The organism is Bacillus sp. T3 (assembly GCF_033449965.1).
Lineage (GTDB): Bacteria > Bacillota > Bacilli > Bacillales > Cytobacillaceae > Bacillus_BU.
On the sequence record NZ_CP137761.1, the window covers coordinates 920,306 to 932,652 of the forward strand.

The window sequence follows — 12,347 nt, forward strand, 5'->3', positions numbered from 1 at the left end:
TAACCGAAAATTAGTTAGAAGTTTAATGGAAAACAGTTATGTTTGAAACTGTTCTTAAAATAAGGAATTACTCTTCTAGGGTGTGTCGATAATGATTTCTTTGGCTTATATTTTTGTTCTGGTGCTCATGGTTAGTGGTGTTTTTTTGATTGATTACTACCTTCTTCATAAGTCTATAGAGGATATGTATTTTATCATCATGATGTTACAGGATGGTACACAGCGGACATGGGTTTTAGCGGCATTGTTATTTGGGTTCATCCTTTGCATCATTATGGATGTCAAAGAGCGCAAAAAAAAGCAAGCAACTGGTATTAGCAATGGATAATAACAAAATTGAATCGATATCGATTCTTCAGGCTAGTATTTTGATTTTTATTTTCATCACTGGGTCAGCCGTTGTTATCGGGATCGGCGGTGAGGCGAAGCAGGATGCCTGGATTGCCATCTTAATCGCCACTTTTTTCGGCATCCTTCTTTTTCGCTATTATCTCTTTCTGATGGAAATGTCGAACGAGACGAACCTCTTTACTCTATTTGACCTATGCTTTGGTAAATGGGTTGGTAGAGCGTTAGCCATCGTTTATATTTTCTATTTTTTTTATATTGCTGCGAGGGTGTTACGCGATTTTGGAGAACTTATGGTCACGACGATTTACAAGGCTACGCCACTTGAAGTGGTTGACATTTTATTAATGCTTGTGGTCGCTTTCATATTGAGAAAAGGAATGGAGGTTCTGGCAAGGTCATCAGAAATCTTTATTCCCTATATTCTGTTCTTTTTACTTTTTATCGGAATAGGCATTTGGGCTTCGGGCGAGTTGGATATTTCTTTTCTTGAACCAGTATTAGGCAATGGCATCATGCCCGTGGTAAAAACCATTTTTCCTGACATTCTTGGTTTTCCGTTTGGAGAATTAATTGTTTTTACGATGCTGTTTTCCAGCATGACATTTAAAAAAAAGACCAACAGGATTCTATTGTGCGCCGTTGGTGTAGGTGGGATGACTCTTGTTTACACTACGATTATTCAAATTTGCACACTTGGGGTTTCAATCAGGGATCGCGCTAGTTTTCCCTGCTAACAGCAGCGCGTGAAATTTCATTATTAAACTTTATTGAGCGAGTGGATTTACTCATTGTGTTTACAGTGATGTTTGGGATTGTAGTCAAGGTTTCGCTTTTTTTTTATGGAGGGTTAAAAGGAATGGAGCACATCTTTCATATTCCATTTCGTAACCTTATCTGGCCAATGTCCGTTCAGATAGCCTTTCTCTCTATTTTTATTAGCGAAAATTATGCAGAGCATCTTCAGGAGGGGTTAAAAATCATTCCTTTTTATTTCCATATGCCACTGCAAATAGGAATTCCTTTTGTAATTTTTCCAATCTTGTGGTGGAAACAAAAACAAATGAAGCAATGATCTGCAGGAATGGGTGAGAATATGAAACCAGTCCATAAAGAGACAATATCTAGATTACAATTATTTATCCTTATTGTCCTTTTTGATATCGGAAGTGCATTGATTTTGAATATTGGACAGGAGGCGAGAAATAACGCTTGGCTGGCGATTCTGTTAGCAAGCTGGGGTGGCGTAGTAATTTTTTATTTTTTTATTTACCTGATGTCCGTATATCCACAAAAGGATTTGTTTCAAATGCTTGCGGGTGGATTTGGAAAATTAATTGGTGCAATAATCTGCGCAGGCTACATTTTTTACTTTTTTATCAATGCAGGCCTTTCGATTCGAAATATAGGAGAATTAATGGTCAATACGATTTTTAGGCAAACACCGATTCATATTTTCCTGATTACGATGGTCTTAACGAGTGCTTATATTTTATTTTTAGGAATTGAGGTGTTGGCTCGATCAGCTGAAATCTTTATTCCTTATTGTCTTTTGTTTTTATTGTTTGTTGGAATTGGTTTGCTTTTTTCCAATGAATTATCTGTTCAATTTCTGGAACCATTCCTAGGTGAGGGAATCCAGCCAGTTTTAAAGGCTATTTTCCCCTATCATTTGACCCTGCCATTTGGTGAGATTGTCGCCTTTCTTGTCTTGATTCCAGATATGGAATCAAGGAAAAAAGTAAGTGAATGGGGAATTTGGGCTGTTATTGCAAGCGGACTGATTCTCTGTTATTCCTCATTACTGCAAACTATGACGCTAGGTCCGATCAAAGAGAGGACTAGCTATCCATTGCTTTCTGCTGCCAACGAAGTGAAGCTGTTAAATTTCGTGGAACGGATTGATTTGTTGATTGTCTTTATCATGCTGTTAGGGATTTTAGTCAGGGCTTCTATCTTTTTTTACGCAGGGTTAAAAGGATTAGAGCATCTTTTTAAGCGTTCATATCGCTCATTTGTGTTCCCAGTAGCTGTAATTATCGCATTTTCGGCCTTGTTACCTGCCAATTCGTATTTGGAATACGTTGAGTTCGGTAAAAAAATATACAGTATTCAAATTTTATTTGATTTCTTGATTCCGGTCCTGTTGCTCTTTATTGGAATATGGCTTAAAAGAAAAAAAGGGGGAAAGAACAGTGAGATTTTTTAAGAATAAACTTAAAAAATCCTACCCACAAGCAAAGCAATGGGGACAGGAACAGGTAAATATGGATGATACAAGAACTTCTTCCGATCTGGATGAGAATATCGAAAAGCTAAAAGCGATTTTTGGAAACACCAGTGATTTAGAAATCCAAATTATTCAAATAGTTGATAACAAGGGGATCGTTGTTTATTTAAAAAGCATGGTCGATATAAATGAAGTGAATAGCGTCATTCTTCAGCCATTAGCTCAGCTAAATCAACATGAATATCAGTTCATGGATTGGAACGATATGGAAATGGTTCGCCAAAAAATCTTTTCAGGCTTGTCCTATCAAGCACGTGAAGACGTTCGTCAAATTACAGTGGATTTACTAAATGGCTATGTTCTTATTTTGGTTAATCGTAATAGTCAAGCTTATTTATTCTCGCTTAGCAACACGGATTACCGTTCTATATCTGAACCAACAACACAAACGGTTATTCGTGGTCCGAAGGATAGCTTTAATGAATCGCTTCAAGTGGGAATGACATTAATTCGAAGGCGGATTAGAAATCCGAGACTGCAGTTTGAGGAATTTGTAGTTGGGACAGAATCCAGAACGGCTGTTGCGATTAGCTATATGAATGGAGTCGTCGACGAAGGCGTTTTAAATGAAGTAAGAAGAAGAATACAAGACGTCAATTTAACAGCTCTTTTTGACTCTGGAAATCTTGATGAGGCGATAGCTGATGAAACGTTCACAACCTTTCCGCTAATCTTTAATACAGAAAGACCTGATGTGGTGGCTGCCGGTATAATCGAGGGGAAAGTTGCCATATTAGTGGATGGCAGCCCGTTTGTTCTTTTGGCCCCAACCGTGTTAACCGATTTTTTCCAAAGTCCCGAGGATTATTATCATTCATTTTTAATTGGTACCTTTATGCGGCTTGTTCGCTATGTTTCATTTATGGTGGCAATGGTCTTCCCTTCCTTATATGTTGCACTTGTAACCTTTCACCATGAGCTCATTCCGACTGAGTTGCTTATTAGTGTTCAAGCGCAAAGACAGGGAGTTCCGTTTCCGGCTGTAATTGAAATCGTGTTGATGGAATTTACCTTTGAGGTACTAAGGGAAGCGGGAGTTAGGATGCCTAGAGCGGTCGGACAAACGGTATCGATTGTCGGTGCACTAGTCCTTGGCCAAGCCGTGGTGGAAGCAGGTTTAGTCTCAAACGTACTCGTCATTGTTGTGGCGTTTACAGCGATCGCATCGTTTGTTTCGCCGATTTACAATTTCTCAACTCCGACCCGATTATTGCGATTTGCATTTATATTGGCAGCTGCAGCATTGGGACTGTATGGTGTCCTTTTATCATTAATCCTTATGGTTGCACATCTTGTCAGTCTTCGCTCGTTTGGAGTGCCCTATTTAGCGCCGGTTGCTCCCTTTATAGTGGAAGACCAAGGAGAGGTGTTCTTCCGGGTTCCAAGCTGGGCTGACCTGCGTAAGCCTTCCTATTTAAATAGTAAAACCTTTAATAAAGGGAAGGTCTCAAAGCCTAAGCCACCGCAAAAGGGGGGAGGGGATGAGAAGAGCACGGTATGTGTCCTTATTGTTTGTTTTTCTACTCAGCGGCTGCTGGGATATTATTGAATTAAACGATATATCAATCGTAACAGGTCTTGCTGTTGAAAAAGGAGAAAAGGAAAAATATAGTTTAACGGTTAGTACAGTTAATTCCTCTGAACTCTCAAAAACGAGTCAGATGGGAAACACGGCTAATACCACCTACCGATTGGAAGGGAACTCCATTTCAGAGTTGGCAAAAAAAATGAATGTCGGTTTGTCGCGAAGATTGATTTATTCACATACACGTGTGTTGGTCATTGATAAGCAGGTCGCTGAAGAGGGGATTCTTGGTTTTCTTGATTATCTAGAACGAAGTGGAGAATTTCGGAATGACTTTAATATTTTAATTGCCGATGATGCAAAAGCATCAGATATATTGAAAATGACTTTTCCGGTGCAAAGAGATCCAACATTAAAAATTCATGCTCAGTTAAATTCCTTTCTTGAGGATTGGGGAGGAGATCCGAACGTTCGCCTGACAGATTTTATTATTGCCTTAACTGAAGGTGGAAGAAATCCTGTTTGCGCAGTTGTTACGATTAAGGGTAAACCAGAAAAAGGAGAATCGGTTGAAAATAATAAAAAAGATCAACTTGATGCACTTGTTATTGTTAAAGGATTGGCGATTTTTAAAATAGATCAATTAGTCGGTATTCTAACAGTTGAAGATACGCGTAATTATCTATGGACGCAGGATTTGAAAAAAACGAATATTACAGTTGCCTGTGGAAAGGATGAAAGCGGAAATAAGCTTTACAATGATATTCAAATCGTTTCAAGTTCCTCCAATTTAACTGCAAATTCTATCAAAGGAAATATTAAAGGGAATGTAAAGATTAATGGAGAAGCAAAGCTTATTGGAACACAATGTTCTGATAAACTGACAGATACGAAAATTTATAAAAAATATCAAAATGAGTTAAATAACTATATAGAGACGTCCATTGCAAAAACCATTGAAACGATTCAACAGGATTACAGGTCCGATGTGTTTGGCTTTGGAGTTTACTTGAACCGCAAGCAACATAAAATCTTTAAAAAAATCGATGACTGGGATCAGCAATTCGCAAGGGCATCTATTACCGTAAACTCTAACTTTTTCTTAAGAAGGGCAGGGGTAAGAACGGATAGCTTTATCACCGAGGTTGAAAAACTGAAGAAGGAACAAAAAAAGTAGTCCGTTGAAAATTCACGGACTACTTTATATGCAATATTCGCGTGAAGGGAGAAAGAAAGGCAATTAATCAATCATTGTGCTGATTTTATTAAAGACATTCTCGCCAATGCTTTGCAGTATATCAAGTCCCTTTTTAAAGTTTTCCTTCCATTTAGGACTTTCCTCGACAATAAGCTCTTCGATTTCCTGCGCCTTTTTCTTTACTTGTTCTGTTTTTTCTTTAATGACCTTTGCAGTCTGCTCCTTTTGGGCAAGCTCGCTATTGACCGATTCTGTATTAAACTCACCTGGTTCATAAAAGGGTAGTGTCCCCTCCATAATCGATCGGAAAATTGGAACGACGGTTTCAGAGCTGCTATTCGGTAAATAATGCTTCCTGGTCGGTTAAATCATAACCAAGCCATACGGCCCCAACTAAATTAGCTGTAAGCCCGACGAACCATTGATCCTTTGTCCCATTAAGATCAGCATATGGGAGCTGGGTTGAGCCTGTCTTTCCAGCAATTTGAACATTATCAAGCTTGGTTCGCTGCCCCGTTCCAGTTTCGACCACATTAAGAAGCATAGAGGTCATCTTATCTGAAACCTGTTTTGAGGTCACTCTTTTTGTTTTTGGCTTACTTTCGGCGATGACGGTTCCTGTAGGTCCTACGATTTTCGTAATAAAGTGACTTTCTGTCCGTTTTCCTTCATTGGCGAAAACAGAATAGGCTTCTGCTAATTGCTGTGGTGAAACCCCTTGGTGCATTCCACCTAAGGCAATGGCTAAGTGTTCATCCTTTTCATCATACGGGATGCCAAATCGTTTCAGTGAATCCAGTCCTTTTTTCAGTCCAATTTTATCTAAAAGCCAAACGGCAGGAAGATTCACCGAATTTTCGACCGCTTTATACATTGGGATTTCACCTTGATACGTTTTTGAGGCGTTTTCCGGCGCATAACTGCCAAAAGTCATTTGTTGGTCAATCAGCATAGAAGTCGTTTCATAGCCTTGCTCGAGCGCTGGGGTATAAACGGCCAGCGGTTTTAAGGTCGAACCTGGGCTGAGCCTTTAATTGTGTTGCTCGATTGAAGCCGCGGAAGACATAGTCTCCGCGACCGCCAACTACGGCACGAATTCCGCCAGTATGCGGATCAATCAGAATTCCACCACTTTGCACAAGGACGGAAGAGTCCATGCTCCTAGGAAACAATCCATTTTGGGCATAAACCTTTTCCAAGGCACTCTGTAAATTTTGATCCATTTCTGTATAAATGCGATAGCCCCTTGTGAAAATTTCATCTTGGGTAAGTCCGTATTCTGAGATGGCTTCATCTAATACAGAATCTACATAATAAGGATAGGTGCGCTCGATAAAGCTCCCGCCACCATCTTCCAGTTTGATCTGTTCTTTTTTGGCTGTTTTGTATTCAGAGTTTGAAATCATTCCTAATTCTTTCATTTTACCAAGAACGGTGTTTCGGCGATTCATCGCCCGATCGTAGTGTTGATAAGGATCAAGAGCAGATGGTGATTGTAGAAGTCCTGCCAGCAGGGCTGCTTCGCTGATTGAAACCTGCTCAATAGGTTTGTTAAAATATTTCTTTGAGGCAGATCCAATTCCCCATGCACCACTTCCAAAGTAGACTTGGTTTAAATACATTTGCAGAATTTCGTCCTTCTCATAGTGGTTTTCTATTTCAATTGCAAGAAATAACTCTTCTAATTTTCGCTTATATGTTTGTTCGGGTGACAGCAGGGCGTTTTTCGTTAACTGCTGGGTGAGGGTGCTTCCGCCACCAGTGATCTCAAGTGAAAATAAATTTTTAAAAAAGGCACGGGCAATCCCCTTAATATCAAATCCATGATGCTCGTAGAAGCGTTCATCCTCAATGGCGACTACTGCATTTTTTACATGATTTGGGAGCTGCTCTACCGTAACCCCTTTCGTCCGATTGGTCGATAAAGTACTCGCTTGCTCGCCGTCCTTATCATAAATAATGGTCGATTGACTTAAGCCGTCCTTCAATGTCTGTACATTTGCCCGACTCGCCATTATCGCAAAAAATGATATCGTCACTAACACAACGACTAACATGAGCAATAAGAAAATTTGAGTCAGGTGTTTTTTTTTCCAAAAGCGAACAATCGCTTCTCGACATGAATGAATCAAATGCATATGCGATCTCCAAACCTTCTTTTGATAATTTCGTAGGCTCATCGCCTATTCCATTCATTTTACTCTCAACAGTAAATTCTGGCAAAGAATTTTAACACAGTAAAGTGGTGGGGGACTGTCCCTCACCACTTTGCTGTGTTAAAACGTGATGTTTATTTTAGTTGATTCCAGTCGGTATAAAGACCGCTGCCGTTACAGCCAGGACAATCATAAGGATTGGAATAATACACAAATTCATTGACTGGGTAGGTGTGGAATCCTTTACCATTGCAATCTGGACATTTATTTTGGGACTCCATATTTGACAGATGATTTTCGTACCGAGCCTCTTTCCATTGATGATAGGCATCAAGCAAACCCATAATCTCACCTCGCCTTTTAAGATTAGTATTTATTAATGTTGGAAATATTATACTTTTTAAGGGGTATTATCATTAGTAAACCGAAATATTATAGGTTAAAATAGGGGGTATCATGTAATACAAAATAGAGAGAAGGACAATTATGAATCAACAGTTAAGGAGTCAAAAAGAATTCCTTAAAAAGGATAAAGAAAAAATTTGGACGAAAGATTTCATATTAATATGTGTGGCTAACTTTTTTATATTTTTGGGATTCCAAATGACATTGCCCACTATTCCTCTGTTTGTAGAAGAGCTTGGCGGCAATGATTCCATGATTGGCTTCGTTGTTGGGGTATTCACCTTTTCTGCCCTATTATTACGGCCTTTTGCAGGTCATGCTTTAGAATCGAAGGGAAGAGGGATCGTCTACTTAAGTGGTCTGGCAATTTTTGTCGTCTCAGTCGGTTCATATGGTTTTGCAACGGGGATTATGTTTCTTGTTATACTTCGGATTATTCAAGGTATTGGCTGGGGATTTTCGACAACTGCCTCCAGGTACGATTGCTACGGATTTGATTCCATCCAACAGACGTGGAGAGGGAATGGGCTTTTATGGTCTCTCTGGAAATATGGCCATGGCCTTTGGTCCATCGTTAGGATTGGCACTCGTTGGCGTGATTACCTTTAAGCAGTTGTTTTTTATTTGTGCAGGATTAGGGCTAGCGGCTTATCTATTAGCTTCAAGGATTACATTTAAAAAAGCCGAGAAGGTGGGTCAACTCAAACAAACTAAACAAACATCAGGCACTCGTAAATTTGATTTATTTGAAAAAAGTGCGCTCCCGCCATCATTCTTATTGTTTTTTAATACAGTAACCTTTGGTGGAATTGCAACCTTCCTTCCACTTTACACAGTTCAAAAAAACATTGAAGGGATTCAATGGTACTTCCTTATTTATGCGATGGCCTTGATGCTAAGTCGGTCTTTTGCTGGTCAATTATATGATCGAAAAGGTCATCAATCGGTATTTATTCCTGGCACCATTTTAATCATGGGTGCAATGCTTCTGTTAGCTTGGCTTCCAAATAGTATCGTTCTTTACAGTGCAGCTGTTCTTTACGGTCTTGGTTTTGGTACGATTCAGCCTGCGCTGCAAGCATGGTCTGTAAATCAGGCTCCCATGCACCTGGAAAGGAATGGCAAACGCAACCTTTTTCTCCTTTTTTGATTTGGGAATAGGAATCGGGGCGATGATGTTTGGTTTAATCAGTCATACATATGGCTATGATAGCATTTATTTAACCTCTGCATTTTCTGTGTTTATTTCAATCCTACTATATAGTATTATGTTATTGAAAAAACGTGAGAATTAAACAAGGTGCTTGTCCTGACATATCCTGGGGCAAGTGCCTTTTTTTGAGCTTTGTTACTGAATTGCAACCATTTGTAATAAATAAGGATATTTTTCCCTCTAATAAATATTTTTGGAGAATATATTGGGATGGGAAATTTTAACTAGTAGGAGCTTAATTGTTTTATAGCAAGGGGAAATAGTATTTAAAAGAGATTACCGAATTTTGGATGATGAACAGAAATATTACATCTGATAGCCTAATAGTAGATTAACAAACGACTACTAGGAGGAATTGATCAGATGAATAAACTTAAAAAACTATTAGTAGCCGCTGGATTAATGTTTATAATTTCAGCATTTACTTTAACAAATCAAGCAGAGGCAGCAACAACTCACAAAATTCAATATGGTGAAACATACTGGAACATTGCTAAAGGATTCGGTATTCCAATTAATAGCTTAATGAATACTAATGGTAGTAAGCCACTAATAGCTGGTCAGTATATGACTCTACCAAATTCCCCTATTTCAGCAGCAGATAAGGATTTATTGGCACGATTGGTTCGTGCAGAGGCAGTTGGTGAGCCTTATGCAGGGAAGGTTGCCGTTGCTGTTGTTGTGCTCAACCGTGTAAAAAGTGACCAATTCCCGAATACGATAAGGGAAGTCATTTATCAAATTTCAAATGGATATTATGCCTTCACCCCTGTAGCAAACGGTCAAATCAATCAGCCTGCCGATTATGCTTCTAAAAGAGCAGTTAATGAAGCGATTGCATTAATGGGAAAAGGAAACGGTTCTCTATTTTTCTACAATCCTAATACTGCTACAAATTCTTGGGTTGCATCTCGTCCAGTTACAGCAAAAATCGGAAATCATGTATTTGCTAGATAATCATCGATTAAAGGGCTCCAAAAAGTCTAATAACTGACTTTTTGGAGCCCTTCTTTGATTAAAACAAAACTGTATTAGCTATATTGAGGACGAAGCTTTGAACGTTTGTTTACATGCTGCTCCGCGCTTAGTGCGGCAATTGCTCCATCAGCAGCTGAAATAACTGCTTGTTTGATTGGAGTTCTTCGAGCATCGCCACCAGCGAAAACACCATCGACATTTGTGCGGAGAAGGTCATCGACAAGGATATAGCCTTCTTCATCGCGCTTGACAGCATCCTTTAAGAAGTCAGTACCAGGCTTCATTCCACCTAGATATAGGAACACGCCATCAACATCCCAGGTTTGTTCTGTTTTTTGATCATCAAGTAGAACGATTTTCTCAACACTATCGTTTCCTTTGATTTCTTTTAAGCGATAGCGCTTGTATATTTCAACATTTGGCTTGCTTTCCAAAGAAGATAGGTCTGCTTCACCTTTCACTTGTGTGGTTGGTACTAAAAGCTTAACCGTTTTACAATATTTTGCAAGAACCTCAGCTTCATGAATGGCTTCCTCATTATCACCAACCACCGCCACGACGCGATCCTGATAAAAGGCTGCATCACAAGTGGAGCAATAGCTTACACCGCGACCAGTAAATTCTTCTTCACCCGTAATTTTGCTAGAAGGGGCTTTTGCACCGACACCAATAAAAACGCTTTTCGCTTTAATCGTTCCTTCAGCCACTTCAATCTTCTTAATGTCATCTGTAAAATCAACAGACAAAACGGTTGTCCGAACAAATTCAGAACCAAAATCCTTTGCCTGTGCTTGCATGCGATTTAATAGTTCAAGACCCGTAAGTTCTTCACGTACGCCAGGATAGTTGGCAATTTTATGTGTAATGGCTAGCGTTCCAGCTTTCGGCGCCTTATCAATGACTAGAGTCTTTAATTTACCGCGTGCTGCGTAAACAGCTGCAGATGCACCAGCGGGACCGCCGCCAATTGTTACAAAATCATATACTTGATCAAGAATTTCTGGTGTGACCGTTTTAAAAGTCGAATCAGATTCTGCGCTTCCTTCTGCTGCTAGCTCAGGAGTAGGAGCGGCAGCCGCTGTTGGCGCCTGATCTTCAGTAATTTCTAATAGCCTTCTTAATTTCTTCTCTTGGAATCCAAGGACAAGTTTGCCGTTAATCAATGTAGCTGGAGTACCCATAATTTTTCTTTCCATTAATTCATCGAAATATTGCTTATGAATCGAAGCGTTCCGTTCTTCGTATTCAAAGCCCCATTCTTTTAAGAATGCTTTTACTTTTTCGCAATGAGGACAACCTGTACTGCTATAGACGATAATTTCAAACTGTGACATAGTGAAAATCCTCCTATCTATCTGTAGAACTTTTATCGCTTATTGTAAATCATTGATGCTGTTTGATATTAGAATTCATGAATGATGTTTCCATATATTGTTCTATAGTAAAAATAATAATCGTTACAATAATTAAAGTCAATCCTTTTTAATAATTATTATAAATAATGTTTTTCAGATATGAGAAAGGTCCAACATGAATAGATATGTTGGACCAGTGTTGTTTAATCGACTATTAAATTGTTTTGCCTAAGTAGGCTGTTAGCATCCAAACATGCTTTTCAAGACCTGGAGTGGATGGCAAGGAGCATATCCCCAGTTGTTTCGTCATCGATTTCGCCAGCTAAGCTCATGCCTTCTTTTAGTTCACCAATGATAATAGAGAAATCATTGATAATCGCTTGAACCATTTCTTGTGATGATTCAGATCCTGTTGCTTCCTGAACAGAAGCAAGCTCAAGATTTTCTTTCATCGTCGCTACAGGTTGACCGCCAATAGCTAGTAATCGCTCAGCGATTACATCAACATGTAGGGCTGCTTCATTATATAATTCCTCAAACTTCACATGCAAAGTGAAGAATTGCTCACCTTTTACATACCAGTGAAAATTATGTAATTTCGTGTACAAAACAGACCAGTTTGCGATTTGTTTATTAAGGACATTTGCTAGTTGATTATTCATATGTCATCCTCCTATTAATTCAGTACATAATAGTATACGAGAACAAACAGGGTGATTCCTGTCACAATCAAAAGGAAAGTGTGTCCAAAATGTGAAAAATGTAACAAAGAACACAATCATTTACCGCAGTAACGTAGTGGGGGACTGTCCCCCACTGCGTTACTGCGGTAAATGATTGATTTGTTATTCTGTTCAATTTGATAAGAAAGGAGTAAAA

At 39.1% G+C, this 12,347-nt stretch carries 9 protein-coding genes and 3 pseudogenes; 8 read left to right on the plus strand and 4 right to left on the minus strand.

Annotation, left to right across the window (positions count from 1 at the left end; genetic code table 11):
• Positions 1–91 precede the first annotated feature (91 nt).
• The 6 genes from RGF10_RS04650 to RGF10_RS04675 are packed head-to-tail and all read left to right on the plus strand — an operon-like array spanning position 92 to position 5,340.
• Positions 92–328: a hypothetical protein gene (locus tag RGF10_RS04650; protein WP_318507704.1), complete on the plus strand. Its 237-nt coding sequence runs from the start codon at positions 92–94 to the stop codon at positions 326–328.
• A complete protein-coding gene (locus RGF10_RS04655; RefSeq protein ID WP_318507706.1) occupies positions 321–1,085 on the plus strand; it encodes a GerAB/ArcD/ProY family transporter in 765 nt (254 codons plus the stop codon). The genes RGF10_RS04650 and RGF10_RS04655 overlap by 8 nt, the downstream gene beginning before the upstream one ends.
• 41 nt (positions 1,086–1,126) lie before the next feature.
• Positions 1,127–1,423 (plus strand): hypothetical protein, encoded by a 297-nt coding sequence (locus RGF10_RS04660; protein ID WP_318507708.1) that lies wholly within the window; start codon positions 1,127–1,129, stop codon positions 1,421–1,423.
• 21 nt (positions 1,424–1,444) lie between these two features.
• Positions 1,445–2,557, plus strand: a complete 1,113-nt coding sequence (locus RGF10_RS04665; RefSeq protein ID WP_318507710.1) for a GerAB/ArcD/ProY family transporter — start codon at positions 1,445–1,447, stop codon at positions 2,555–2,557.
• The gene (locus tag RGF10_RS04670; protein WP_318507712.1) at positions 2,544–4,187 is read left to right on the plus strand and encodes a spore germination protein; all 1,644 of its coding nucleotides are present in this window, start codon (positions 2,544–2,546) and stop codon (positions 4,185–4,187) included. The genes RGF10_RS04665 and RGF10_RS04670 overlap by 14 nt, the downstream gene beginning before the upstream one ends.
• Positions 4,120–5,340 (plus strand): Ger(x)C family spore germination protein, encoded by a 1,221-nt coding sequence (locus RGF10_RS04675; RefSeq protein WP_318507714.1) that lies wholly within the window; start codon positions 4,120–4,122, stop codon positions 5,338–5,340. Before RGF10_RS04670 ends, RGF10_RS04675 begins: the two co-directional genes overlap by 68 nt.
• 63 nt (positions 5,341–5,403) lie before the next feature.
• Here the strand turns inward: RGF10_RS04675 and RGF10_RS04680 are convergent.
• Positions 5,404–7,499 (minus strand): annotated as a pseudogene (locus RGF10_RS04680) (transglycosylase domain-containing protein).
• A gap of 157 nt (positions 7,500–7,656) precedes the next feature.
• A complete protein-coding gene (locus tag RGF10_RS04685) occupies positions 7,657–7,848 on the minus strand; it encodes a hypothetical protein (protein WP_318507715.1) in 192 nt (63 codons plus the stop codon).
• 155 nt (positions 7,849–8,003) lie between these two features.
• On the opposite strand from RGF10_RS04685, the pseudogene RGF10_RS04690 reads away from it, so the two are divergent.
• Positions 8,004–9,217 (plus strand): annotated as a pseudogene (locus RGF10_RS04690) (MFS transporter).
• A gap of 281 nt (positions 9,218–9,498) precedes the next feature.
• Positions 9,499–10,092 (plus strand): cell wall hydrolase, encoded by a 594-nt coding sequence (locus RGF10_RS04695; protein WP_318507717.1) that lies wholly within the window; start codon positions 9,499–9,501, stop codon positions 10,090–10,092.
• A 74-nt stretch (positions 10,093–10,166) separates the two neighbouring features.
• On the opposite strand, the gene RGF10_RS04700 is transcribed toward RGF10_RS04695, so the two are convergent.
• A complete protein-coding gene (locus RGF10_RS04700) occupies positions 10,167–11,447 on the minus strand; it encodes an FAD-dependent oxidoreductase (protein ID WP_318507719.1) in 1,281 nt (426 codons plus the stop codon).
• Between the two features lie 235 nt (positions 11,448–11,682).
• Positions 11,683–12,130, minus strand: a pseudogene (locus RGF10_RS04705) (Dps family protein).
• Positions 12,131–12,347: the final 217 nt, after the last annotated feature.